Raw genomic sequence first — 24,168 nt, forward strand, 5'->3', positions numbered from 1 at the left:
CATGGGCGAATACGACGGCAAGCCGGCCGACGTGGTGCCGGTCCGGGTCTGGGACCGGCCGCTGCGGCTGTTTCACTGGGCTCTGGTGCTGTGCCTCGCCGGCTCGTGGATCACCGGCGAGCAGGGCATGCTCGAGTGGCACGAGCGCTTCGGGCTCACGGCCATCGCGCTGGTCGTGTTCCGCGTGATCTGGGGCTTCGTCGGCGGCGAGTTCGCCCGGTTCTCCAGCTTCGTGCGCGGTCCCGGCGCGGTCGTCTCCTATCTGCGCGAAACCCTGGCCGGCCGGCACCCGGAGCATGCCGGGCACAACCCGCTGGGCGCGCTCGCCGTGCTGGCGCTGCTGCTGCTGGTCGGAACCCAGGCGACCCTCGGCCTGTTCGCCAATGACGACATTCTTTACGAGGGGCCTCTGTATCACCTCGTCGGATCCAGCCTGTCGGGCACCCTGACTGGCCTGCACCATCAGCTTTTCGACATCCTGCTGATCGTGGTGATCCTCCATGTGGTGGCGGTGATCGCCTACATGGTCTTCCTGCGCGACGACCTGATCCTGCCGATGTTCACCGGAATGAAGCGCCTGGCGCCGAAGGACGTGCCTGCACGCGTGCGGCGGACTCCGTGGTGGGTGGCGCTGGCGATCCTGATCGTCTGCGGCGCCGGCGCCTACGGGCTCACGCTGCTCGGCTGAAACGGAAAGGCCGGCGCGAGGGCCGGCCTGTCCTTGTCCGAACGGCGTCCGAACGGCGCGGCGGTCACTTCTCGGCGCGATAGGCCTTGTGGCAGGCGCCGCAGGTGGCGCCGGTCGCCTTGAGCTGCTCACCCAGCGCGGCGGCATCGCCGGCTTCGGCCACGGCTTCCAGCTTCTGCACCGCGGCGAGATGGTCCGCGGCGGCCTTCTCGAAGCCGGCCCAGTCGGACCAGATCGCCGGCAGGGCGCGGGTGTCACCGGTCCCGGAGCCTTCGGGGAACCGCGAAGGGATGGATTTGGCGAAGACGACCATCGCCTTGGCCGGTTCGACGGCGGCGGACGCATTGCCGGAGTCGACCGCGGCCTTCACCGCCTTCAGGTTGTCGCCATGCGCCTTGAAGCCCTTGACCCGCTCGTCGACGACATCGGCAAACGCAGCGCCGGCGACCATGGTCATGCCGAGGGCGGCCACCATGGCAAGCGTCGAAAACATCTTCATTCTTTTTTCTCCTCTAGTCGTCCCGGTCGTTGTGCCGGCGTCAGCAAGGTAACCCGGATCGCGGCACGGCAAGACCTGCGTCATAGGGCCGGGCGGGAACAACACCATGCTCTCACGTCAATGTGATGGGGCGATGACGCCCGGGTTTTCTTCCAACCTCCCGCCGCCAGCCACCCTCCGGCCTTGTGCCGGGGCAAGGCTCGAGGCGTACGGAACCTGGAAGGGCTCGCCCTGGCATTTCCCTCCCTTCCCGCGCCTCGCTTCCACAATGTCGACAGAGCGGGCGCGACTCCGTAGAATCGGAGCGATTCGGCACGGACACGACAACCAGCGGGAAGGGGACGCAGCGTGACGGACGACCGCGTAGTTCTCTTGCACCCTGGTCGCAAGGCCGAGGAACCGGCCCTGGACTCCACACCCGAGACCGTCGAGGCGGCGCCGGCGCCGACCCGGCTGACGGTGGGGATCGAGGTGCCGGCCGACCGGCGGTCCGTGCTGCTGGTGCAGACCATCGCCCAGCTCGCCACCCTCGCCAAGGAGGCCGGGGTGCCGCTCGACGACGGGCTCGCCGAAGGGGCCGAGCGGCTGGCACGCAACCTGCGCGGCGCGGGTCTCGCCCTGCCGGCCCATCTGGAAGACGCGCTGGAGGATATCGCCCGCGCGCTCTCGCCGCCGGAGCCGGAGGAGCCGCGGGGCACGGTGCTGCCGTTCCGCGTCGTTTCCGCCGACGACTGATTCCGACGTCACGCCCGCGCCCATTGCGGCAACTGCCCGATGCCAAGCTCAACCGGCACCTGACGGCCCGACCGTTCGCCGTCGATCTCGACAGGCCGGGCGGTGGCGTAGTTAGCTGGTGGGCATAAGAGACAAAAAAGCATTGGGAGGAATGGGCGATGCTGCAGGGCCAGATGATGGACCGGCCGCTGATGATCTCCGACATCGTCACCTATGCGGCGGAGATCCGCGGGGACCAGGAGATCGTTTCGGCCCGGGTCGAGGGCGACCGGCACCGATATACCTACCAGGACCTGGCGGGACGTGCGGCCCAGCTTGCCGGGGCCCTGCGCAAGCTCGGCATCGGCCCGGGCGACCGGGTGGCGACTCTGGCCTGGAACGGCTACCGGCACCTGGAGCTGTATTACGGGATCTCCGGGATCGGCGCGGTCTGCCACACCATCAACCCGCGTCTCTTCGCCGAGCAGATCGTCTATGTGGTCGGCCACGCCGAGGACAAGGTGCTGTTCCTCGACGCCACCTTCGTGCCCCTGGTCCAGGGGTTGCGCGAAAGGCTGCCGAAGGGGCTGCGCTACGTGGTGCTCGGCGACGAGACCCACGGGCTGGAGGGCGCCTTGGCCTATGAGGCGCTGCTGGCCGAACAGCCGGCCGAGATCGACTGGCCGGTCTTCGACGAGCGTACCGCCAGCGGGATCTGCTACACCTCGGGCACCACCGGCCACCCCAAGGGCGTGCTCTACACCCATCGTTCGACCCTGCTGCATTCCTACGGGCTGATGGCGATCGCCACCGAGGTCGGGCTGACCCCGACGGACAGCATCCTGCCGGTGGTGCCGCTGTTCCACGTCAACGCCTGGGGACTGCCCTATGCCATGCCGCTGACCGGCACCCGGATCGTCATGCCGGGGCCGAAGCTGGACGGCGAGAACCTGTTCCGGCTGATGGAAGAGGAGGCGGTGACCTCGGCCTGGGGCGTGCCGACCGTGTGGCTCGGCCTGCTCGGCGAGATGCGCAAGCAGGGCCGAAAGCCGTCCGGATTCGACGTGGTGGTGATCGGCGGCTCGGCCGCTCCGGAGCCGATGATCCGCGAGTTCGAGGTCGATTTCGGCGTCCGCGTCGTGCACGGCTGGGGCATGACGGAGATGAGCCCGGTTGGAACGCTCACGACCATGGGCCCGTCCCTGAACGCCCTGCCGGAGGCGGAGAAGCGCGCCTTCAAGACCAGCCAGGGCCGCCGCATGTTCGGCTGCGAGCTGAAGATCGTGGACGAGGCGGGCGACCGCCTGCCCCATGACGGCGTCGCCTTCGGCGAACTGCTGGTGCGGGGCCATGGCGTCATGGACGGCTATTTCGGCGACGCCGAGGCCAGTGCGGCCGTCTTCGACGACGAGGGATGGATGCGCACCGGCGACGTCGCCAAGATCGACGCGCACGGCTTCCTCTACATCGTCGACCGTACCAAGGACGTCATCAAGTCCGGGGGCGAGTGGATCAGCTCCCTCGACCTGGAGGGAGCGGCACTCGGCCATCCGGCCATCGCCGAATGCGCGGTGATCGCCGCCGCCCATCCGAAATGGGGCGAGCGACCGCTGCTGGTGGCCCGCCTGGAACAGGGCAGGACGGCCACGCCGGAGGACATCCGCGCCTATCTCTCCGACAAGGTCGCAAAGTGGTGGTTGCCGGACGACGTGGTTTTCGTCGACGATCTTCCCCATACCGCGACCGGCAAGCTGTCGAAGCTGACCCTGCGCGAGCGGTTCAAGGATCACGTCCTGCCGACGGCCGCACAGTAAGGCGGTCTCGGCCTTCCGGAAGGCCAAATGGGACCGACAGATGAGTGAAGACGCGGCGGTGAGCGCCGAACCCCCGGCGCCGCGCATCCGCTGGGCGATCCTGTTCGGCGTCTGGACGGCGTATTTCTGCTTCGGGCTGACCATCGCCGGCCTGGCACCCATAATCGGCCCGATCACCCGCGACCTGGAGATCAGCCACACGGCCATGGGCGGGGTGCTGGGCATCTGGCAGCTCACCTATATCGTGGCGGCGGTTCCCGGCGGCAGCTTCCTCGACCGGGTCGGCGCGCGCCGGGCGATCTTTCTCGGCGCCATGATCGTCGCCCTGTCCGGCCTGTTGCGCGGCGTGGCCGACAGTGCCGTCATGCTGTTCGTCGCCGTGGCGATCTTCGGAATCGGCGGCCCCATCGTGTCGGCCGGCGCGCCGAAGGAGATCGCCCGCTGGTTCAAGGGCAGCGACCGCGGCTTCGCCATGGGCATCTACATCACCGGTCCGGCGATCGGCTCGATCGTCGCGCTGTCGCTGACCAACTCGGTGCTGATGCCGTATTTCGACGGGGACTGGCGCGCGGTGCTGCTGCTGTGGTCGGCCGTTGCGGCGTTTGGCGCCTGCACGTGGTTGGCGATCGCCAGTCTGCCGGCGGCGCGCCGTCACGACCCGCCGGCCTCCGCCGCCAAACCGCGACCGCAGAAGGAGGTCATCGGCGAACTGGTGCGCCTGCCGGCGGTGCGTCTGCTCTTGGCCATGAGCGTGGCGATCTTCGCCCTGAACCACGGGCTGAACAACTGGCTGCCGGAGATCCTGCGGGTCGGCGGCATGACGCCGGTTGAGGCCGGGTACTGGGCGACGGTGCCGACCCTGATCGGGATCGTCGCGTCGCTGACCATTCCGCGTCTGGCGACACCCGAGCGCCGCCATCTGGTGTTGGGGCTGCTGGCGGCGGGGGCGGTGCTCGCCTGCCTGCTGCTCTGGGTCGCCGGCCAGCCGGCGCTGACCATCGGTCTGGCGCTCCAGGGTATCGCGCGGTCCTCGCTGATGACGGTGGCGATCCTGACCCTGGTGGAGACCAAGGGCGTGGGCGAGGAGCGTGCCGGCACGGCGAGCGGGCTGTTCTTCTCCGCTGCCGAGGTCGGCGGCGCCGGCGGCCCGATCCTGCTGGGCCTGGTGTACGACGCCACCCACAGCTTCGATCTGTCCCTGTGGATCCTGGCTGGCGTGGCGGGGTTCCTGCTGCTCGGCACGCTTCGGCTGAAGACGCTGCAGAGCTGAGGCTCAAACAGCTCCTCGTCAGCCGTAGCTCTTCGACATCCCGATCGCCGGGTCGGCGAAGGCGCCGAACGGGGGGTAGGGATAGCGCAGGCCGTTCTTCGACAGGCCTTTCAGTCCCTCCACCCCGCGCAGGAATTCGTCCGGCGGGCAGGCCATCAGCAGCTCGTCGTCCGCCACCCCGCCATAGCGCCGCTCGGCGTAGCAGGGGATGGACAGGCTGGTCTGCCTCGTGCTCAGCGCCCGGCCCCAACTGTCGGCGCAGGCGCTCTCGCCGGTGATCGTGAAGTCGTAGCGCCGGTAGTCTTTGAACTGCAGCCCGTTGATGAACAGGATCATCTGTCCCGGCGAGGCATAAAACAGGCAGACATCCGGCGGATCCAGCCGCCCGGTACGCAGGGGCGAGGCGCAGAGGCCGGAATACCGCCCCGGCGCCACCCGCGGCATCTCCGCCTGGTGCTTCTTCGCCGCCTCCTGGTTGTCGAACCAGACCCCGGTCATCTGCTCGCCCGAGGCCAGCCGTTCCGGCACCTCCTCCAGCCCGATATTGGCGCCGCAGCTCGCGTTCGGCCGCAGATTGTCCTTGACGATCCCAAGGGTGAACCCGGCGGTGCGGACCTGGGTGACGAGCTGGCAGGTGGTGAAGGGGATGCCATCCATCGGCGTGCGCACGCCCGGCACCGCCTTCATCTCCTCCACATCCTCGAACAGCTTCATGCCGAAGGGATAGGTGCGCAGCTTCAGCAGGTCGGACAACTCGGCGGAGGCCTGTTTGACGGTCTCGCCGGTGATGGCTGCGGAAATGGACGTGGTGTCGGTGTCGGTCATGGCGGTCTCCCATTGCGGTCTTTTTCTCGCCTGCTGCGCCCAGGTGCTGCACGCGGCGGCGTTTCCGCGCTAGCGTGCTGGTTGCGGGACCGGGCGGCAAGACCCGGCGAATCAGGGAGGATTGCGTGGCGAGAGCGTTCGAGGGAATCCGCGTCGTCGACTTCACCCAGGTGCTGTCGGGGCCGTACATGACGTCCCTGCTGGCCCAGGAGGGGGCGGACGTCATCAAGATCGAGGCGCCCGGGCCCGGCGGTGGCGATCAGATGCGCAACCGGATGATCCCCAGCAAATACACCGATATCGACATGGGCTCCGCCTTTCTGGCGCTGAATCCGGGCAAACGCAGCGTCGCGCTGGACCTGAAATCGGAGGAGGGGCGGGGCATCGCCCGCCGGTTGATCGAGACCGCCGACGTGGTCGCCCAGAACTTCCGCGGCGGGGTGGCCGAACGGCTCGGCCTCGGCTGGGAGGACGTGAAGGCGATCAAGCCGGACGTGGTCTACTGCCAGATCACCGGCTACGGGGCCACCGGCCCGCGCTCCAAGGAAGGGGCCTATGACGGCGCGATTCAGGCCGCTTCGGGGATGATGTCGACCAACGGCTCGCCCGAGACCGGGCCGATGCGCACCGGTTATTTCCCGGTCGACCTGTTCACCGGCGCGTCGGCCGCCTTTGCGGTCGCCGCCGCCCTGTTCCGGCGCGAGCGGACCGGGGAGGGGCAGTATCTCGACATCTCCATGCTGGATGCCGCCCTGAACATCCAGGCGCCGTCCATCGCCCAGTGGAGTATCGACGGCAATCCGGGCGGGTTGATCGGCAACAGTTCGGCCACCCACCTGCCGACCGCGAACAGCTTCGACTGCGCCGACGGCACGGTGTTGATGTCGGCGACCATGCAGACCCATGTGCAGGCGGTGTTCGAGGAGCTGGGCATCGCCGATCTGCTGACGGACACGCGTTTCGCCGACAGCAAGGCCCGGATCGCCAATCGGGAACTGGTGGACAGCACGCTGCGGCAGGCCTTCCTGGCGGATACGGCCGCCAACTGGGCAAGGCGTCTGGGGGCGCGGGGCGTGCCGATCAGCCGGGTGAATTCCATTCCGGAAGCCATGGAGGAGCCGCAGCTCGCGCACCGGGGCACGCTGGCGGAGGTGCCGGCACCCAAGGGGTTCGACCATCCGGTGCGCCTCGCGATGGCGCCGTACAGAAGCGCGGCGGACGGGCCGCGTTTCGACCGTCCGCCGCCTGGATTGGGGGAGCATACCGAGGAGATTCTTGCCGAACTCGGCATCACCCCCGGCTAGGCTCGCGGGCCGGGCTTACCAGCTGCCGGTGTTCTCCATGGAGGCCCAGGGCTCTGCCGGGTCCTTGGGGCCGTGGGCATTCAGCAGCTCGATGGAGATGCCGTCCGGCGACTTCACGAAGGCCATGTAGCCGTCGCGCGGCGGGCGGTTGATGGTCACGCCGTTGTCCATCAGCTTCTGGCAGGTGGCGTAGACGTCGTCGACGCGGAAGGCGAGGTGGCCCCAGGCGCGGCCCTCGACCTTGTAGTCTTCCGGATCCCAATTGTGGGTCAGCTCCAGCATCGGCGCCTTCTTGTCGGAGGCGGCGCTTTCCTTGTCCTCGGGAGCGGCCAGGAAGATGTTGGTGAACCGGCCCTTCTCGCTGTCGTAGCGGCGGATCTCCTCCAGCCCGAGCAGACCGCAGTAGAAGTTCAGGCTCTCGTCCACGTCTTTGATGCGGACCATGGTGTGGAGGTATTGCATCGGCGCTCTCCGTTGGTGCGGGGCTGTTGATTGGTGGGGGAGATTTGACCCCTCCGGCCGGCGATGGCAACCCCCGGCCTACAACCGTCGGGATACCTCAGAGGGCGCGGCCGTCGAGCCAGCGCAGTACATCCGCGCGGGTCGGGGCCAGGAAGGCGAGCCGCTTTGAGAAGGCGCCGATCACCCCGGCATGGGCGACCTTGGGATAGGTGATCACCGTCACGTCGCCACCCAGACGCTCGATTGCGGCGGCGAGGTTGGCGGTGTTCTTCGGCAGCACCGTCCTGTCCGCCTCGCCATGCACCAGCAGCAGGGGCGGCGCGTCGCCGCGGGCATAGGCGATCGGCTGGCTGGCGTCCGGATCGCCGCCGGGGGCCAGGATCGGGCGGAGATTGTCGGACAGCGGCAGGAAATCATACGGCCCGGCCAGCCCGACCGTGGCCTTCACCGTCGCGTCCACGTCGATCCCCTCGGCCGCCAGCCATGTGCTGTCGAGGGTCAGCATCATCGCGATATGGGCGCCGGCGGAGTGGCCGATCAGAATCACCGGCCGGTCGAGCCTGCGCCTGACGGCGGCCACGGCCTTCGCCCCGTCTTCGACGAAGGCGGGGAAGGTGACGTCCGGATACAGCCGGTAGTCCGGGATGGCGACCGTGTAGCCGGCCTTGGCCAGGGTCTGAGCGACGAAACGGTACTTGTTCTTGTCGCCGGTCTTCCAACCGCCGCCATAGAAATAGACGATTGCCGGCGCATCGCGCCGGGGCCCGGTCGGCTCGTAGAGGTCGTAGGTCCGGCGCGGTCCTTCGCCGTAGGGAATGCCCTGCACCCGCTCGTAGCCGGTCTTCGGCGTGAGGTGGTCGACGATCTGCAGCGGCGAGCAGGCGGCGAGGAACGAGAGCACAAACAGTCCAATCAATCGACACATGCCGTTTATACGGGGTGCGCGACGGATTGGACGTATGACCGGCGCTCTATCCCTTTGCCGCGGCCAGCAGGTCGCCGACCGCCCCGGCGAACACCCGGGCGCCGGCGATGATGTCCGCGTCGGAAGTGTTCTCGCTCCAGTGGTGGGAGACGCCGTTGATGCTGGGCACGAACAGCATGGCGCAGGGGATGTAGGGGGCCAGCGTGCGCGCGTCGTGGCCAGCACCGCTCGGCATCAGGGTGTGCTTGCCCGGACAGACCCGCTCGGCCGAGGCGGTGAAGGCGGCCTTCAGCGTCTCGTCCATCAACGCCGGCTTGGTGATACTGACGATCTCCAGGCGGACGTCGCAGGGACCGTTGGTGTCTTCCGCCTTGATCAGCTCCTCGAGCTTGGCATGCATCCGGTCGAGCACCGCAGGGTCGGTGTCGCGGAACTGGAACAGGATCTCCGCCCCGCCCGGCACGATGGCCGGCGCGCCCGGATCCAGCGTGATGCGGCCGGTGGTCCATACGCTCAGCTCGGCGGCGATCTTGGGGAACTCGGTCTCGATCGCCTGCAGCAGGCGGGTCGCCGCCACGCCGGCGTCGCGGCGCATCTTCATCATGGTCGTGCCCGCATGGTTCTGCTGGCCGTCGATGACGATCCTGTACTGCCAGGACCCGACGATGGAGGTGACGACGCCGATGGTCAGGTCGTTGGCCTCCAGCCAACCGCCCTGCTCGATATGGGCTTCCAGGAAACAGAGATAGCGCTCGCGCTCCATCTGCCGGCGCGGTTTGCCGGTCAGGCCGGCCTTGTCCAGAGCCTCGCGCAGGGGCAGGCCGTGGGTGCGGTCGACCGCCTGGTCGATGGTCTCCTCGGTGAGCTGACCGACCCAGGAATTGCTGCCGGGCATGTCGCTGAAATGGCCTTCCTCGTCGGCGAAGGCGATCACGTCGACGCCGCTTTCCCCGTAGGCGCCGCTCTCGGCCACGGCGCGCGCGGCCTCCAGCGCGTAGAGCACGCCCAGCGCCCCGTCGAGCCACCCGGCCTCGTTCTGGGTCTCGATATGGGAGCCGGCGAGGATATGCGGACCCTTGCCGGGCGCGCGGCCGATGACGTTGGCGATGCCGTCGATCTCCGCCTCGTGGCCGATGGCCCGCAGCTTGTCGACCAGCCAGTGCCGGGACCTGATGTCGTCCGCCGACAAGGTCGGGCGGTGCACCCCGGTCTTGAAGGTGCCGATCTTGCGCAGGTCGTAGAAGTCCGCAAGCAGGCGGTCGGCATTGATTTCGAGCATCTCGGGCCTCCATCGGGCATTTGGCGGGCAACAGTGCCGGGGAACCGCCGGGCGTCAGGAACGCTGCCCGGGTCTGCCGTACGCGTTTGGTGCAGTGCACAAAAGTCTGGCCGAGTCTGGACCCGCTTCTCAAGAGGGGAAACGCATCCGGGCGCGTCGGATCCGATGCCGTCCTGTGATATCAGAGGTGTCCGGGGAGGTGACTCATTGAATTTGAAGGAATATTGCCGCAGATGCATCGGTTCCACATTGGAAATGGTGCGATGCGAAATGACCCTGGCCCGTTTATTGCTTGTTAAGAAGGATCAGGTATCCTTCAAGGGCTAAAGAAAATGTCTCCCGATCCCGTAACCCCAACCCTCGGCACGCTCCCGATGACCGTTCTCTCCCTGATCTCGCGCCTGCGTCACGATCTCTTCTCCTGGTGGGGCAAGCGCGCCTATCACCCCGAGAAGCGCTACATGCGCGGCACCCACGACGCCTGAGCGTCGGCGCGGCACCTACCGCCTGAGCGTCGGACGGGCTCACCTCATCTCCCGGAGCCGGGAATTGTTCCGGCCGGCAGACGTGTACAGAAGCTGGCAATGGCGCCCGGCGTGGTCAGCCAGATCTCGTCGCGATGGCGCAGAATGTGTTTCATCGCCCGCCGCAGCGCCCTCAACCGATACGGCTGCCCCACGATGAACGGATGCAGGACCGCGGTGTAGACCAGCGGCCGCTTCTTCGACTGGTGCAGCAACTCGTCGAACTGATCGATCATCATCCGCTCGAACTCCTCCCCGCTATGCTGGCGGAACACCATCGCCGGCGAGTCGTTCACTTCGATCGAATAGGGCACCGACAGGATCCGGCCCCTGCGGGTGCGCATCCAGAACGGCTGATCGTCGGCCGGCCAGTCCATCACATAGCCGTACCCGGCCTCCTGCAGCAGATCGAGGGTCACCGGGGTCTGCGCCAGATACGGGCCGAGCCAGCCGGAGGGCCGGTCGCCGAAGAACGTGGTCAGGGTCTCGGTGGTCTCGCGGATGAGCCTCGCCTCGTCGTCCTCGCCCAGCGTGTCCTGGCGCTCGGCGTTGGTGCGCCCGTGGGCCACCACCTCGTCGCCCCGGGCGCGGATCCGCACGGCGATCTCCGGGCAGGCGTCCAGCAGCATCGAGTTGAGGTTGTGGGACGCCGGAACGTTCATCTCGTCGAACAAATCGAACAGGTACCACTGACCCACCCGGTTGCCGTAGTCGCGCCAGGCGAAGTTCCGGGTCGATTGCGGTGCGCCCGGGCTGGCGCTGTCGGAGCCGAGCCCGTCGAGAAACGAGAAGATCTCGATGTTGTTGCAGAAACAGACAGCGAGGCGTTTGCCGCCGGGCCAGTCATAGACCGGGCGGGAATCGAGCGGCGAATAGCCGTAGCGGTTATGGGTCGTCAGCTGCATGCGCGCATGCTGTCGGCGGCGGCCGCGCCGGACAAGTCCTTAAACGCCGGGATGCCGCCGTTTCGGTGGTTCTCGAACTGTCGGGAATCGGCTGTGGTGGTGGGGATGCGGGCTCCCGTGTGGCGCTGCGGATGGAGAACGTCCGCCGGTCTCGGTTTGCCCCTCCAAAATGCCGGCGGGCATGCCATGCTGCGGCGAGAACAAGACCACGCGAGGTGAGGATATGGATGTGCGGCTCGACGGGCGCTCGGCGCTGATCACCGGAGGCAGTCTCGGCATCGGCCGGGCGATCGCCCTGCGCTATGCGGAAAGCGGCGGACGGGTGGCCATCGTGGCCCGGCGCCAGGAGACGCTGGACGAGGCGGCGGCGGCGATCAAGGAGGCCACCGGCGCGGATGTGGTGACCATCGCCGCCGACATCTCCACCGCCCAGGGCTGCGAGATCGCCTGCGACATCGCCCAGGCCCAGCTCGGTGCGGTCGACATCCTGGTCAACAATGCCGGTTCCTCCAAGCGCGGACCCTTCGCCAGCCATGACGATTCGGTGTGGCAGGCCGATCTGGACCTGAAGCTGTTCGCCGCGATCCGCCTGTGCCGCCGGCTGATGCCGGAGATGCAGCAGCGGCGCTGGGGCAGGGTGATCAACATCCTGAACACCGGAGCCAAGGCGCCGCCGGCCGAGGGCGCGCCGACCGCGGTGACCCGGGCTGCCGGCATGGCCCTGACCAAGGCGATGGCCACCGAGTACGCTCCGTACAACGTCCTGGTGAACGCCCTGCTGGTCGGCCGGATCGAAAGCGACCAGTGGGTGAAGCGGCATGCATCCGAGAATGGAAATCGTTCTCTGGAGGACTATTATGCCGAGATGGGCGAGACGATCCCCATGGGCCGCGTCGGCACCGCCGAAGAGTTCGCTGCCGTCGCCACGCTGCTGGCCTCCAAGGAGGGCGGCTATGTGACCGGCACCGCGATCAACATCGACGGCGGACTGTGCCCGGTGGTTTGAACCAGAGGTGGTTTGAACCAGCGGTGGTTTGAGCCGAAGGTCCGGGGCGGATCGTCTGAGCCGATCGCATCGGTTGGAGAATAGTGCGTGACAATGGGTATCGCCGGCCGTAGGCGCCGGTCATGACGGACTTGGCGGGCGTGCCGTTCGACTACATGCCGCTCATCCTCGCGACCACAGCGTCGCTGATGTTCGCCATCGGCGCCCAATGGCAGAATATCGGCCTGGCAACCGTGGACGGACGGACCGGGGCCATGGTCTCGATCACCGCGGCTGCGGCGACCCTGTGGCTGTTCGCGCCGTTCTTCATGGACTGGCACTACTGGCTCGAGCCGGCGATGCTGATCTTCGCCGCCATCGGCCTGTTCCGACCGGCCGTCTCCGCCAATCTGGCGGTGGCCGGGATGAAGTTTCTGGGCCCCACCCTGGTCAGTACGCTCGCCTGCACCTCGCCGCTGTTCGGCACGGTGATGGGCGTGCTGATCCTGGGGGAGCTGTTCACCTGGCCCCTGGCGATCGGCACCGGCGGGATCATGGCGGCCGTCCTGCTGCTGTCCAAGCGCGGCAAGGTCAAGGTCGACTGGCCGTTCTGGGCGCTGTTCCTGCCGATCGGCGCCGCCTTCCTGCGGGCGCTGGGCCACGTGCTGTCGAAGATCGGCATGGAGGCGGGCATCCCCGACCCCTATTTCGCCAGCATCGTCGGCTTCACCGTCTCGGCCATCCTGACCTGGTCGGTGCGCGGGGTGCGCCGCGAGCCGGTGGTGGTGAACTGGCGGGCGCCGGGGGTGAAATGGTTCGCGCTGGGCGGGGCGACGACCTCGGCAGCGATCATCTGCCTGAACACCGGCCTGCTGCGCGGCGATCTGGTGGTGATCGCCCCGATCGTCGCGACCTCGCCGATCTTCACCATGTTGCTCTCGGCCCTGGTGTTCCGCCGCGAGAGGTTGACGGGCAAGGTCGTGATCGCGACCTTTATCGTCGTGGGTTCCGTCATCGTCATCGCGCTCGGGCGGTGAGGCAGATGCCCGAAGCCGCTAACCCGAGGAGACGTCCATGAACCTCCAAGCTCCCCTCCCGTCCCCGGCCCGCGCCGCCGATCCGCGCGAGGCGCGCCGGCAGATCCGCGAGGGGCTGCATACCGGCCATACCGCGGGGCTGGCGCCGGGCTATCTGCAAGGCAACCTGGTGATCCTGCCGGCGGAACATGCGCTCGACTTCTTCCGGTTCTGCCAGCGCAACCCGAAGCCCTGCCCGCTGGTCGGCGTGTCCGACACCGGCAATCCGGACCTGTTCACGCTCGGCACAGATGTCGACATCCGCACCGACGTGCCGTCCTACAACATCTTCCGCGACGGCGTGCTGACCGAGTCCGTGCCGGACATCAAGGCGCTCTGGGGCGAGGACTCGGTCGCCTTCGTCATCGGCTGCTCCTTCACCTTCGAGCAGGCCTTGGTGACCGACGGCATCCGGCTGCGCCACTGGGACGACGACACCACCGTCTCCATGTACCGCACCAGCATCCAGACCACCCCGGCCGGCCCGTTCCGCGGCGAGATGGTTGTCTCCATGCGGCCGATGACCATGGCCGACGCGATCAAGGCGGCGGCGATCACCGCCCGCTTTCCGCACGCTCACGGCGCGCCGGTCCATATCGGCGATCCGGCGCATATCGGCATCGCGGATATCGCCAAGCCGGACTTCGGCGATCCGACGCCGATCGAGGACGGCGAGGTGCCGGTATTCTGGGCCTGTGGCGTCACCCCCCAGCGCACCGTGCTGGAGGCCAAGCTGCCGCTGGTCATCACCCATACGCCGGGCCACATGCTGGTGACCGACATCCCGGGCTACGAGGCGGGCGGCGGCTGATACGTCCGCGGCAAAACGAAAGCCCCCTCTCCGGCGCCGGAGAGGGGGCTTTTTCGTCCGGGTCGTCAGGGACCGCTCAGTAGAACAGGGACGGCAGCCACAGGGCGAGTTCCGGGAAGCCCACCAGCAGGGCCACCATGGCGAACATCGCCAGCAGGAACGGGATCACGCCGACCATCACGTCGGACATCGGCCCGCTGCCGCGCACGCCCTGGACCACGTACAGGTTCACGCCGATCGGCGGGGTGATCAGGGCGGCCTCCAGCATCACCATCAGCAGGATGCCGAACCACACCGGGTCGTAGCCGAGGCCGACGATGATCGGGGTGATGATCGGCGCCGTGGTGATCAGCATGGACAGCGTCTCCATGAAGCAGCCTAGCACCAGGTAGAACACGATCACCGCCAGCAGGGTCTGGAACGGCGTCAGGCCGAGGGAGGTGATGAAGGTGGCCAGCGCCTGGGTCAGGCCGATCATGCCGAGCACGAAGTTCAGGAAGATCGCCGCCATGATGATCAGCATTACCATCGCGGTGGTCTTCATGGTCCCCTCGATCGCCTCGCGCAGCATCGAGATCGACAGGCTGCGGTAGCAGGCGGCCAGGATCAGTGCCGCGACCACGCCGAGGGAGGCGGCCTCCGTCGGGGTGGCGATGCCGGCATAGATCGAGCCGACCACCACCAGAAAGATGCCGAGCGGCGGCAGCAGGTCGGGCAGGACGCGCGCCCGTTGCAGCCAGGAGGTCTCGACCTTGTCGCCGTCGAGGCTGGGCCGGAAGGTGCAGAACAGGATGACCGCGACCATGAACAGGCCGGCCAGGATCAGCCCGGGGATGAAGCCGGCGAGATACAGTTCCGGCACCGAGGTGTCGGTCAGCAGGCCGTAGACGATCAGGTTGATCGACGGCGGGATCAGGATACCGAGGGTACCGCCGGCCGCCAGGGTGCCGAGGAACAGCCGCTCATTATAGCCGCGCTTCTCCACCTCGGGCAGGGCGACCGTGCCGACCGTCGCCGCCGTGGCGACCGAGGAGCCCGAGGTCGCGGCGAACATGGCGCAGGCGCCGATATTGGAGTGCATCAGCCCGCCGGGCAGCCAGGACAGCCACTGCACCAGGGCGGCGTACATGCGCTGGGCGATGCCGGCGCGCAGCAGGATCTCGCCCAGCAGCACGAACATCGGAATGGCGACCAGCAGGAACTCGATCGACGTCTGCCAGGCGTTGTCCGCCAGTCCGCGCCACAGGAAGCCGCCGGAAAAGATCTGATCGAGGGCCAGCCCCAGCGTTCCCAGCGCCGCGGCGATCGGGATGCTGAGGGCAATCAGCACAATGAGAATGATCAGCGTCGTGCCGAGCATGGCGTCTCAGTCTCCCAAATATTTATCGCGATCAGCCGGCGTGGCCGCCGTCGCCGCTTTGCATTTCTTCATCGAGTGTCGGAACCCCGGCGATGTCGTGGACGCCGGTCAGGTCGCCGCGCAGCAGCCGGGTCAGCGCGACCACGAACACGAGCAGCACGGTGAGACAGAAAACGACCATGCCGGCGAACCAGAGGGACTGGGGGATCGCGATCGGCGTCTGCAGGGGGGTGATGGACTTGGTCCAGAACCCGATATTGTCCTGCAGCATCAGCCAACTGCGCCAGGTCAGCGGGAAGAAGAACACCGCCAGTCCGACGAGGGCGACGAGGTCGAGGATCGAGCGCACGAACGGGGGCAGGGGGATGTACAGCGCGTCGATCCGGACATTCGCGCGATGCAGCACCGCGTAGGGAAAGGCGAAGGCCGTCGAGATCGCGAAGATGTATCCGGAGATTTCGTCCGCACCGCCAAGCGTGACCAGGAAGACGTCCCGCAGGAAGACGTCGATTGTCACCATGATTGCGGCGCCGATCAGCCCGGCACCGCCGATCCAAACCATGAGGCTTGAGAGCTTGAAGTTCGCTGCGAGAAGTTTATCCAGCACCGCTTGGCACCTTCCGCTTGATTGCGGGATTTAAGAACGACCCGGGTACTATACAGCACCCGGGTCGTCCGTCCGTGAAGGGATTGTGCCTTACGGCTTCGGCGCGGTCACGCCCGTGATCTTGCCGACCGTGGCATTCCAGTCGTCGATGCAGGACTCGCCGGCCTTCTCGACGCAACGCTCGGCCCAACGCTTGAGGACGACTTCCTCCAGCGCCTTCTTGCGCGCGGCCGTATCGGCGTCCGAGAGCTCGACCAGCTTCATGTTGCCGGGCTCGCCCACGGTGCAGGTCCCACCCTGGCCAGTGTTGCAGATGATCCCCATCTCGTCTTCGGCAATCATGTTCTTCCAGGCGGACTCGTTGTATTCCTCCATCATCTTCTCGACGAAGGCCTTGGTCTCGTCGCTCATGCGATTCCAGGTGCCAAGGTTCATCGCCGCGAAGGACATGGAATAGCCGACCCGCAGCGGGAAGGCATGGGTGGCGACCTGGTACCACTTGGCCTGATAGGCCGGCATGGTGCCGGTGATGCCGCAATCCACCACCTTCTTCTCCAGGGCCGGTACGACCTCGGCGAAGGCGATGGTCACGGAGGTGCCGCCCAGACCCTCGACGAGATCACCCATCGACGTGGTGTAGACGCGGACCTTCTTGCCGGTCAGGTCCTCGACGCTGTTGACCTCGGCGTTGCACCACAGCATCTGGCTCGGGAACGGGTAGACCGCCAGGAGCTTCGCGCCGTAGGTCTCCTCGAACTGCTTCTCCATGATCGGCCAGTAGGCCTCGGCGGAGCCGCGCACATCTTCCCAGCTCTGCGCGACACCGGCGATGTCGATGCCCTCGACCACCGGGTCCTCGCCGGCGATGTAGCCGACCACGCCGTGGGCGACGTCAAACACGCCGATCTTCAACATGCGCATCACTTCGAAGCCCTTGATGCCGACATCGGTCTGCGGCACGGCATCGGCCGTGATCTTGCCGCCCGACTTCTCCGGCATCGTCTCGTTCCAGAACGGTCCCTCGTTGACCTTCCAGTTCGACAGGTTGCCCCAAGTGCCAACGACCTTGAGGTTCAGTGTATCCAGTTCAGCCGCAGCCGGTCCGGCCATCAGGCCGACCGAAAGCAGAGCTGCACCGAATACGGACAGGGTCTTACCCATTCATTGCCTCCTCACCATTCGAAAGCGCATCCAAAGTTGCGCGTGTGTGCTGTTGGCCAACGCGTGACTCGGCCGCAGTCAACACCAACCCCCGAAGCAGGTCAAAGGGGGTAATAATCCATATTTTTTCAACGGATATTTACCCGAACTACTTCGTACAATTGATGATCTTTCCAGCCTATGGCCAACTCCCGGAGGCATTGTATACACGTCGGTGCGTTAATGATCCATCAAGGAGATGACCATGGCCCGCGTTCGGGATGTTGAAATCGATGAGGTGCCGGAGGAGGTGCGGCCGGTCTACGAGCGCTTCGCCCGCGACTACGGTCCGTTCCTGAATCAGGTGAAGATTTTCGCCCATCGCCCGCCGGCCCTGAAGCACATCATGGGCCTGCTGCTGGACTTCGCCGACGAGGCGATCCTGCCGAAGCGCTACCTGGAGATCGTGCTGGTCGTCGTCTCCAAGCTCAACGCCTGCGAGTACTGTGTCATCCACCATGCGCCGCGCCTGGTGGAGCAGGGCGTGTCGGCGGAGTCCGTTGAGCGGATCCTGGACGAGAGCGTGCCGGGCTTCGACGCGGTCGACCACCTGGTGCGCGACTACGCGGTGAAGGTGACCAACGACTTCAACCGGGTGCGCGACGCCACGTTCGACGCGCTGCGCGAGCATTTCACGGAGGAACAGATCGTCGAGCTCACGCTTCGGATCGCGCTTTGCGGCTTCTTCAACCGCTTCACCGACGTGCTGCAGATCGGCGTCGAAGAGGGGGCGATGACCGACATGCTGTCGATCGGGGCGGGCAACAAGAGCCAGCCGACGGCGGCGGCCGAATAGAAACGGCGGCCGTCACCCCGCCTTGGGGATGACGGCCGCCGCCGGACTTTTGGAACGATCTGGAGGTTACGGCTTCGGCGCGGTGACGCCGGCGATCTTGCCGATGGTGGCGTTCCAGTCGTCGATGCACTTCTCGCCGAACTTCTCCACGCAGCGCTCGGCCCAACGCTTCAGCACGACGTTCTCCAGGATCTGCTTGCGCTTGGCGTCGTCTGCCGCGCTCGGCTCGACCTTCTTCATGCCGCCGGGCTCGCCCGCGGTGCACTCGCCGCCAACGCCGGTGTTGCAGATGATGCCCATCTCGTCCTCGGCCATGGTGTTGGCCCAGGCGGTCTTCTCGAACTCGTTGAAATGCTTCTCGACGAAGGCCTTGGTCTCGTCGTTCATCCGGTTCCAGGTGGTCAGGTTGATGGCGGCGAAGGTGGCGGTGTAGCCGACCTTCATCAGATAGGCGTGGGTGGCGATCTGCCACCACTTGGCCTGATAGGCCGGCATGGTGCCGGTGATGCCGCAATCCACCACCTTCTTCTCCAGGGCCGGAACGACCTCGGCGAAGGCGATGGTGACAGAGGTCGCGTCCAGGCCCTCGATCAGGTCACCCATGGAGGTGGTGTAGACGCGGACCTTCTTGCCGGCGAGGTCCTCGGCGCTGTTCACGTCGGCGTTGCACCACAGCATCTGGCTCGGGAACGGATACAGCGCCATCAGCTTGGCGCCGTAGGTCTCCTCGAACTGCTTGGCGATGATCGGGCGATAGGCGTCCATCGAGGCCTTGGCGTCGTCCCAGTTCTGGATCACGCCCGCCAGATCGACACCCTCGACGATCGGGTCCTCTCCGGCGATGTAGCCGACCACGCCGTGGGCGACGTCGAACACGCCGATCTTCAGCATGCGCACGACCTCGAAGCCCTTGATGCCCACATCGGTCTGCGGAACGGCGTTCGCGGTGATCTTGCCGCCGGAGGCCTCCGGCATGGTCTTGTCCCAGAAGGGCTGCTCGTTGACCTTCCAGTTCGACAGGTTGCCCCAGGTTCCGACGACCTTCAGATTGAGTTGGTCCAGCTCCGCCGAGGCCGGCGTGGCCAGCAGGCCAAGCGACAGCAGGGCGCTTCCCAGCGCCGTGAGCGTATTTCGCATCCGTGTTTCCTCCACTGATTTGGTTCTCTGTTCCATCGCGCCCTTCGCATGGGGCGCTTTCGACTTTTTGATAGCCAGGGGGAAGTAGGCACGACTGAAAACGATTGGTAAAGGTCCGGAATACAGCTCGGCCGCTTCAGCGGGCGGGCACCAGTTCACGGCACATGAACATGCGCCGGCGCCGGGCGAGGCCTTGCCTCGAACAGGTGACCTTCGCACCGGGCGCCGGCCTAGATTTCAATCGCATTGGTCCGGACGACGTTGGTCCGGATGACGACTATGCCGCCGCGCGGGCTCTGGCGTCCTGCAGCACCATCTCGGCGCCCTTTTCGGCGATCATGATCGCGGCGGCGTTGGTGTTGCCGGAGACCAGGGTCGGCATGATCGAGGCGTCGATCACCCGCAGCCCCTCCATCCCATGCACCCGCAGCCGGTCGTCCACCACCGCCATCCGGTCGCTGGCCGGGCCCATCTTCGCGGTGCCGGCGATATGATACAGCGTCTGGCCGGTCTCTCGGGCGTAGCGCTCGAAATCGGCATCGGCCAGGCAGTCCGGGCCGGGCGTCATCTCCTGGCCGCGATAGGGGTCCAGCGCGGCGGCCCCGGCGATGCGGCGGCCGATCTTCATGCCCTCCACGATGGCGTCGACATCGACCGGATTGGTGAGGAACCGGCCGGTGATCGCCGGCGGCGTGGCGGGGTCCGGTGACTTGATGTGGATCATGCCCTGACTCTCCGGGCGGAGCTGGCAGACGGCCAGGGTCATGCCCGGCTCCTTCTCCAGCTTGCGGGTCGCGGCGTCCGCGTAGCTCGCATGGGCCAGATGGAACTGGACGTCGGGCGTCTCCATGTCCGGGCGGCTCTTGACGAAGCCGTGCACCGCGCCGGCGCCGTAGGTGAGGATGCCCTCGCCGAACAGGGCGTAGCGGGCGAGCTCCCGCACGAAGGGCAGGCCGCGGGTGAGCTGGTTCAGGGTGATCGGCTGGGTCACCCGCCAGCGCATGCGGGTGCCGTAATGGTCGCGGTAGTTCTCGCCGACCCCGGGCAGATCGTGCACCACGGCGATCCCGTGCCTGGACAGCAGGTCGCCCTGGCCGATGCCGGACAGCTCCAGGAGCTGCGGCGACTGCACCGCGCCGGCGGAGAGGATGACCTCGCCCGACGCCCTGGCCTCGCGCGGCTGGCCGTTGACGCTATAGCGGATGCCGACGGCGCGTCTGCCCTCCAGGATCAGCCCGGTGGCGAAGGCGTCGGTTTCCACCGTCAGGTTGGGCCGGCTCATCACCGGATGCAGGAAGGCGCGGGCCGTGCTCGCCCGTTTCCCCCGGCGCATGGTGAGCTGGTAGTAGCCGAAGCCCTCCTGGTCGCCGTCGTTGTAGTCCGGGTTGCGCGGAAAGCCGGCCTGCTCGGCGGCGTCGATCCAGGCGTCGAGCAGGGGGTGCTTCTCGGTCGTGGTGGTCACCGACAGGGGGCCGTCGATGCCCCGGCTGTCGTCGCCGCCATCGACGAAGGTCTCCGACTTGCGGAAATAGGGCAGCACCGACTCGTAACTCCAGCCGCGATTGCCGAACTGCGCCCAGGTGTCGTAGTCGAGCGGCTGGCCGCGCACGTAGAGCAGGCCGTTGATGGAGGATGACCCGCCCAGGGTCTTGCCGCGCGGGGTGGCGATCGCCCGGTTGCCGGTGCCTTCCTCCGGCTCGGTCCAGAAACCCCAGTTGTAGTCCTTGCTGGTCAGCAGTTTGTAGAAGCCGACGGGAACGCCGATATAGGGGCTGTCGTCCTTGCGCCCCGCTTCCAGCAGCAGCACCCGGTTGGCCGGGTCGGCGCTCAGCCGGTTGGCGAGCACGCAGCCGGCCGAGCCGGCGCCGACGATGATGTAGTCCCAGGGGGTGGAAGAGGCGGTCATTGGGGTTTCCTCACGCGTTTTGCTCGCGAGTTTAGGGCGCGGGCAGGGGGCGGTGAAGGCACGGAAATCCACCCGCCGCCTTTCCTTCTCCAGACTCCCCGGACCTGCCCCGGGGCAATCCCATCAACGCGCACGACCATTCCGGATCATCTTCCGGCGATCGAGGTTCCCTAGCCTTGCCCCGGCACAAAGCCTGGGAGGGAGGTAAGTAATGGGATGAGGAACCCTATCCGGCCTGCGCCTCGCGCTGGGCCGTCTGCCAGTCCGGGGCGATCCAGACTTCGGCATTGTCGCTGGCCGGGGCCGCGCGGCCGAGGATCAGGTCGGCGGCCTTCTCCGCCACCATGATGGTGGGCGCGTTCAGGTTGCCGTTCGGGATCGTCGGGAAAATGGAGCTGTCGGCGACCCGCAGGCCCTCCACGCCGATCACCGTCAGGTCCGGGCGCAGCACCGTCTCGGGATCGTCCGGACGGCCCATCCGGCAGGTACAGGACGGGTGATAGGCGCTCTCCACGTTCTCGCGCACCCAGGCGTCGATCGCTTCGTCGGAGGTCACGTCGGCCCCGGGCTGGATCTCCTCGCCGCGATAGGGATCCATCGCCGGCTGCGCGACGATCTCGCGGGTCAGCCGCACCACCCGGCGCCAGTCCTCCACGTCCTGCGGGTCCTGCAGATAGTTGAACAGGATCGACGGCTTGGTCTCTGGATCGGCGTCGGCGATGTCGATGCGGCCGCGGCTCTTCGGCTTGTTCGGGCCGACATGCACCTGAAACCCGTCGCCGGCGAAGGCGGCGTTGCCGTCGTAGCGCATCGCGCCGGGCAGGAAGTGATACTGGATATCGGGCCATTCCAGCCCGGCGCGCGAGCGGATGAAGGCGCAGGATTCGAAATGGTTGGTCGCCCCCAGCCCGTTGCGGAACAGCAGCCATCGGGCGCCGATCAGTCCCTTGCGCCACAGCGACAGGTGCCGGTTCAGGCTGAGCGGCTGGGTGCAGCGGAACTGGAAGTAGACTTCCAGATGGTCCTGCAGGTTTCCCCCGACACCGGGCCGGTCGGCGATCACCGGGATGCCGTGGCGCTTCAGCTCGGCGGCGGGGCCGATGCCGGAGCGCTGCAGGATCGTGGGCGAGCCGACGGAGCCGGCGGCCAGGATCACCTCATGCCGCGCGCTCGCCTCCCGCGAGATCCCTCGGGTGGAGTAGGAGATGCCGGTGGCGCGGCCGTCGGCGATGATCACCCGGTCGACCAGCGCATGCTTGACCACCCGAAGGTTCGCGCGCCCCTGGGTCGGACGCAGGTAGCCGCGCGCGGTCGACCAGCGCAGCCCGTCGCGCACGGTCATGTGCATGGCGCCGAAGCCTTCCTGGCGGCGGCCGTTATAGTCGTCGGTGGCGCCGTAGCCCGCCTGCACGCCGGCCTCGATGAAGGCCTTGTACAGCGGGTTCGTCATGTGGTTGCCGTTGGAGGTCGCCAGCGGTCCGTCGCCGCCGCGATAGGCGTCGGCCCCGCCTTCCCAGCTTTCCGCCCGCTTGAAATAGGGCAGCACGTCGGCATAGCCCCAGCCGGTGGCGCCGTGCTCGACCCACTGGTCGTAGTCGCGGGCATGGCCGCGCACATAGACCATGCCGTTGATCGAGGACGACCCGCCCAGCCCCTTGCCGCGCGGGCAGTGCAGGCGGCGGCCGTCCAGTCCGGGCTCCGGCTCGCTCTCGTAGAACCAGTTGAACCGCTTCATGTTCATCGGGATCGACAGGGCCGAGGGCATGGACACGAAGATCGACCGGTCGCTGCCGCCGCCCTCCAGCAGCAGAACCCGGGTCTTGGGATCTTCGCTCAGCCGGTTGGCCAGCACGCAGCCTGCCGAGCCGGCGCCGACGATGATGTAATCGTACGTGTCGATGGTTTCGCTACGATCAGCCATGGGGCCGCATGCCACGCGGCGCGGACCGGCGCAAGGAAATCCGGCGATTGTGGGTTGGGCTCGCCCGCTGCGTCCCGGTCGGCCCCCGGATCAGGTCCTGGGTCCACCGGGATGACGAGGAAGGGTGAGAAGAACGTGTCGCTACATTCCTCCGTCATCCCGGTGACGTCCGGACTTGATCCGGAGCTCGGCCGGAGCCCAGCGGTCTTGGATCTGGCCGTCCTTCTAGGTCTGCGCGCCGCCGTTGCTGGCGATCATCTGGCCGTTGATGAAGCCGCCGCCGTCGGAGCACAGGAAGGCGGTGAGCGCCGCGATGTCCTCCGGCTGGCCCAGGCGGCCGACCGGGATGCGATCGAGCTGGCTCTTGATGTGATGGGTCATCGAGGCGTCGGCATGCTCGGTGTCGATCGGCCCCGGGGAGATCGCGTTCACCGTCACCCCGCTCGGTCCGAACTCCTTGGCCAGCGCCTTGGTCAGCCCCCACAGCCCGTGCTTGGCGGCGGATACGGGCGCGCGGCCGGCATAGCCGTGGATCGCGTTCATCCCCGTCAGGTTCACCACACGACCCCAGTTGCGCTCCACCATGGCGCCGCAGAACGCGCGGCAGAGATAGAAGGCGCTGGTCAGGTCGGTGTTCATCACCCGGTGCCAGTCGTCGTCGGTCATTTCCAGGAACGGCTTCTGCGGCCGGATGGCGGCGTTGTTCACCACGATCGCGACCGGCGGCATCTCCGCCTCGACCCGGGCCTTCAGCTCGGTCACCGCGCCGGAATCGCCGACATCGGCCATGACCACCAGCGCCGTGCGGCCCAGCGCGCCCACATCCTTGGCCACCGCGTCGCAGGCGTCCCGGTTGGCGCGGCCGTTGACGACGATGTCGAAGCCGTCGCGCGCCAGCGCGACGGCGATGGCGCGGCCGATATTCTGGCCGGCGCCGGAAATCACGGCGGTGGCGGGGGTGTCGGGCATCGGGGCCTCCCTGGGCTCGTTGTTCTGCTGGGCTTGTTGTGTCGGTCGGTGTCGGGTTTTGCCGAAGCCTAGGGGATCGCGGCGGCCAAGGGAGCACCCGATTTTTCCCGACCCCGTCCCACGGGGCCGGCGCGTTGACCTGGATCAATGTTCGGCCCGGCGCATCCGGCCACTCTCTGCGGGACACGAGC

The 24,168-nt window shown here is 67.1% G+C and carries 22 protein-coding genes; 9 read left to right on the plus strand and 13 right to left on the minus strand.

Features of this window, described 5'->3' with window-relative positions; genetic code table 11:
- The first annotated feature begins 1 nt into the window (after position 1).
- Complete coding sequence (locus G578_RS0110900) at positions 2-688, plus strand: cytochrome b/b6 domain-containing protein (RefSeq protein WP_051244579.1); 687 nt, start codon at positions 2-4, stop codon at positions 686-688.
- A 64-nt stretch (positions 689-752) separates the two neighbouring features.
- Here G578_RS0110900 and G578_RS0110905 read toward each other — a convergent pair whose 3' ends face one another.
- Positions 753-1,187 carry a c-type cytochrome gene (locus G578_RS0110905; protein WP_028794264.1) on the minus strand — a complete coding sequence of 145 codons (435 nt, stop codon included), beginning with the start codon at positions 1,185-1,187 and terminating at the stop codon, positions 753-755.
- 348 nt (positions 1,188-1,535) lie between these two features.
- Between G578_RS0110905 and G578_RS0110910 the strand changes: the two genes are divergently transcribed.
- The 3 genes from G578_RS0110910 to G578_RS0110920 all read left to right on the plus strand — a co-directional run bounded on the left by G578_RS0110910 (position 1,536) and on the right by G578_RS0110920 (position 4,985).
- Entirely contained in the window at positions 1,536-1,922 is a 387-nt protein-coding gene (locus tag G578_RS0110910) for a hypothetical protein (protein ID WP_139189352.1), read from the plus strand.
- Positions 1,923-2,080: 158 nt separating this feature from the next.
- Entirely contained in the window at positions 2,081-3,715 is a 1,635-nt protein-coding gene (locus G578_RS0110915) for a long-chain-fatty-acid--CoA ligase (RefSeq protein WP_084618822.1), read from the plus strand.
- Between the two features lie 40 nt (positions 3,716-3,755).
- A complete protein-coding gene (locus G578_RS0110920) occupies positions 3,756-4,985 on the plus strand; it encodes an MFS transporter (RefSeq protein WP_051244580.1) in 1,230 nt (409 codons plus the stop codon).
- A gap of 18 nt (positions 4,986-5,003) precedes the next feature.
- Here the strand turns inward: G578_RS0110920 and G578_RS0110925 are convergent, their stop codons facing one another.
- The gene (locus G578_RS0110925; RefSeq protein ID WP_084618823.1) at positions 5,004-5,810 is read right to left on the minus strand and encodes a DUF169 domain-containing protein; all 807 of its coding nucleotides are present in this window, start codon (positions 5,808-5,810) and stop codon (positions 5,004-5,006) included.
- Positions 5,811-5,935: 125 nt separating this feature from the next.
- Here G578_RS0110925 and G578_RS0110930 point away from each other — a divergent pair, with 125 nt between their 5' ends.
- A complete protein-coding gene (locus G578_RS0110930; RefSeq protein ID WP_051244582.1) occupies positions 5,936-7,114 on the plus strand; it encodes a CaiB/BaiF CoA transferase family protein in 1,179 nt (392 codons plus the stop codon).
- Between the two features lie 15 nt (positions 7,115-7,129).
- On the opposite strand, the gene G578_RS0110935 is transcribed toward G578_RS0110930, so the two are convergent.
- From G578_RS0110935 to G578_RS0110955, 4 genes are all read right to left on the minus strand, one after another.
- Positions 7,130-7,576: a VOC family protein gene (locus tag G578_RS0110935; RefSeq protein WP_028794270.1), complete on the minus strand. Its 447-nt coding sequence runs from the start codon at positions 7,574-7,576 to the stop codon at positions 7,130-7,132.
- Between the two features lie 97 nt (positions 7,577-7,673).
- Positions 7,674-8,492: an alpha/beta hydrolase gene (locus G578_RS0110940; RefSeq protein ID WP_211228887.1), complete on the minus strand. Its 819-nt coding sequence runs from the start codon at positions 8,490-8,492 to the stop codon at positions 7,674-7,676.
- A 55-nt stretch (positions 8,493-8,547) separates the two neighbouring features.
- On the minus strand, positions 8,548-9,780 hold the full coding sequence (locus G578_RS0110945) for a hydantoinase/carbamoylase family amidase (RefSeq protein ID WP_028794272.1): 1,233 nt from the start codon (positions 9,778-9,780) through the stop codon (positions 8,548-8,550).
- Between the two features lie 529 nt (positions 9,781-10,309).
- The gene (locus tag G578_RS0110955; RefSeq protein ID WP_028794273.1) at positions 10,310-11,209 is read right to left on the minus strand and encodes a polysaccharide deacetylase family protein; all 900 of its coding nucleotides are present in this window, start codon (positions 11,207-11,209) and stop codon (positions 10,310-10,312) included.
- 223 nt (positions 11,210-11,432) lie between these two features.
- Here G578_RS0110955 and G578_RS0110960 point away from each other — a divergent pair, with 223 nt between their 5' ends.
- From G578_RS0110960 to G578_RS0110970, 3 genes are all read left to right on the plus strand, one after another.
- Complete coding sequence (locus G578_RS0110960; RefSeq protein ID WP_028794274.1) at positions 11,433-12,215, plus strand: SDR family NAD(P)-dependent oxidoreductase; 783 nt, start codon at positions 11,433-11,435, stop codon at positions 12,213-12,215.
- Positions 12,216-12,337: 122 nt separating this feature from the next.
- Positions 12,338-13,231: a DMT family transporter gene (locus tag G578_RS0110965; RefSeq protein ID WP_028794275.1), complete on the plus strand. Its 894-nt coding sequence runs from the start codon at positions 12,338-12,340 to the stop codon at positions 13,229-13,231.
- A gap of 37 nt (positions 13,232-13,268) precedes the next feature.
- A complete protein-coding gene (locus tag G578_RS0110970; protein ID WP_028794276.1) occupies positions 13,269-14,081 on the plus strand; it encodes a putative hydro-lyase in 813 nt (270 codons plus the stop codon).
- 76 nt (positions 14,082-14,157) lie between these two features.
- Here G578_RS0110970 and G578_RS0110975 read toward each other — a convergent pair whose 3' ends face one another.
- The 3 genes from G578_RS0110975 to G578_RS0110985 all read right to left on the minus strand — a co-directional run bounded on the left by G578_RS0110975 (position 14,158) and on the right by G578_RS0110985 (position 17,209).
- Positions 14,158-15,441, minus strand: coding sequence for a TRAP transporter large permease (locus G578_RS0110975; protein WP_028794277.1), 1,284 nt, complete (start codon positions 15,439-15,441; stop codon positions 14,158-14,160).
- Between the two features lie 31 nt (positions 15,442-15,472).
- Entirely contained in the window at positions 15,473-16,048 is a 576-nt protein-coding gene (locus G578_RS0110980) for a TRAP transporter small permease subunit (protein ID WP_028794278.1), read from the minus strand.
- A 90-nt stretch (positions 16,049-16,138) separates the two neighbouring features.
- The gene (locus tag G578_RS0110985; RefSeq protein WP_038013995.1) at positions 16,139-17,209 is read right to left on the minus strand and encodes a TRAP transporter substrate-binding protein; all 1,071 of its coding nucleotides are present in this window, start codon (positions 17,207-17,209) and stop codon (positions 16,139-16,141) included.
- Between the two features lie 244 nt (positions 17,210-17,453).
- Between G578_RS0110985 and G578_RS25840 the strand changes: the two genes are divergently transcribed.
- Positions 17,454-18,044 (plus strand): carboxymuconolactone decarboxylase family protein, encoded by a 591-nt coding sequence (locus G578_RS25840; RefSeq protein ID WP_051244598.1) that lies wholly within the window; start codon positions 17,454-17,456, stop codon positions 18,042-18,044.
- A gap of 66 nt (positions 18,045-18,110) precedes the next feature.
- Here the strand turns inward: G578_RS25840 and G578_RS0110995 are convergent, their stop codons facing one another.
- The 4 genes from G578_RS0110995 to G578_RS0111010 form a co-directional block, all read right to left on the minus strand.
- Positions 18,111-19,181, minus strand: coding sequence for a TRAP transporter substrate-binding protein (locus G578_RS0110995; protein ID WP_028794280.1), 1,071 nt, complete (start codon positions 19,179-19,181; stop codon positions 18,111-18,113).
- Positions 19,182-19,458: 277 nt separating this feature from the next.
- A complete protein-coding gene (locus tag G578_RS0111000) occupies positions 19,459-21,087 on the minus strand; it encodes a GMC family oxidoreductase (protein WP_028794281.1) in 1,629 nt (542 codons plus the stop codon).
- Between the two features lie 226 nt (positions 21,088-21,313).
- Complete coding sequence (betA, locus tag G578_RS0111005) at positions 21,314-23,008, minus strand: choline dehydrogenase (protein WP_038013998.1); 1,695 nt, start codon at positions 23,006-23,008, stop codon at positions 21,314-21,316.
- A 225-nt stretch (positions 23,009-23,233) separates the two neighbouring features.
- Positions 23,234-23,977: an SDR family NAD(P)-dependent oxidoreductase gene (locus tag G578_RS0111010; protein ID WP_028794283.1), complete on the minus strand. Its 744-nt coding sequence runs from the start codon at positions 23,975-23,977 to the stop codon at positions 23,234-23,236.
- Positions 23,978-24,168 lie beyond the last annotated feature (191 nt).

This window comes from Thalassobaculum salexigens DSM 19539, assembly GCF_000423805.1.
Lineage (GTDB): Bacteria > Pseudomonadota > Alphaproteobacteria > Thalassobaculales > Thalassobaculaceae > Thalassobaculum > Thalassobaculum litoreum.

Excerpts from the sequence above, each read along its gene's own strand:
- G578_RS0110900 (WP_051244579.1), top strand. The coding sequence starts at position 2 with ATGGGCGAATACGACGGCAAGCCGGCCGACGTGGTGCCGGTCCGGGTC.
- G578_RS0110905 (WP_028794264.1), bottom strand. The coding sequence starts at position 1,187 with ATGAAGATGTTTTCGACGCTTGCCATGGTGGCCGCCCTCGGCATGACC.
- G578_RS0110915 (WP_084618822.1), top strand. The coding sequence starts at position 2,081 with ATGCTGCAGGGCCAGATGATGGACCGGCCGCTGATGATCTCCGACATC.
- G578_RS0110920 (WP_051244580.1), top strand. The coding sequence starts at position 3,756 with ATGAGTGAAGACGCGGCGGTGAGCGCCGAACCCCCGGCGCCGCGCATC.
- G578_RS0110925 (WP_084618823.1), bottom strand. The coding sequence starts at position 5,810 with ATGACCGACACCGACACCACGTCCATTTCCGCAGCCATCACCGGCGAG.
- G578_RS0110935 (WP_028794270.1), bottom strand. The coding sequence starts at position 7,576 with ATGCAATACCTCCACACCATGGTCCGCATCAAAGACGTGGACGAGAGC.
- G578_RS0110945 (WP_028794272.1), bottom strand. The coding sequence starts at position 9,780 with ATGCTCGAAATCAATGCCGACCGCCTGCTTGCGGACTTCTACGACCTG.
- G578_RS0110955 (WP_028794273.1), bottom strand. The coding sequence starts at position 11,209 with ATGCAGCTGACGACCCATAACCGCTACGGCTATTCGCCGCTCGATTCC.
- G578_RS0110960 (WP_028794274.1), top strand. The coding sequence starts at position 11,433 with ATGGATGTGCGGCTCGACGGGCGCTCGGCGCTGATCACCGGAGGCAGT.
- G578_RS0110965 (WP_028794275.1), top strand. The coding sequence starts at position 12,338 with ATGACGGACTTGGCGGGCGTGCCGTTCGACTACATGCCGCTCATCCTC.
- G578_RS0110970 (WP_028794276.1), top strand. The coding sequence starts at position 13,269 with ATGAACCTCCAAGCTCCCCTCCCGTCCCCGGCCCGCGCCGCCGATCCG.
- G578_RS0110975 (WP_028794277.1), bottom strand. The coding sequence starts at position 15,441 with ATGCTCGGCACGACGCTGATCATTCTCATTGTGCTGATTGCCCTCAGC.
- G578_RS0110985 (WP_038013995.1), bottom strand. The coding sequence starts at position 17,209 with ATGGGTAAGACCCTGTCCGTATTCGGTGCAGCTCTGCTTTCGGTCGGC.
- G578_RS25840 (WP_051244598.1), top strand. The coding sequence starts at position 17,454 with ATGGCCCGCGTTCGGGATGTTGAAATCGATGAGGTGCCGGAGGAGGTG.
- G578_RS0110995 (WP_028794280.1), bottom strand. The coding sequence starts at position 19,181 with ATGCGAAATACGCTCACGGCGCTGGGAAGCGCCCTGCTGTCGCTTGGC.
- G578_RS0111000 (WP_028794281.1), bottom strand. The coding sequence starts at position 21,087 with ATGACCGCCTCTTCCACCCCCTGGGACTACATCATCGTCGGCGCCGGC.
- betA (WP_038013998.1), bottom strand. The coding sequence starts at position 23,008 with ATGGCTGATCGTAGCGAAACCATCGACACGTACGATTACATCATCGTC.
- G578_RS0111010 (WP_028794283.1), bottom strand. The coding sequence starts at position 23,977 with ATGCCCGACACCCCCGCCACCGCCGTGATTTCCGGCGCCGGCCAGAAT.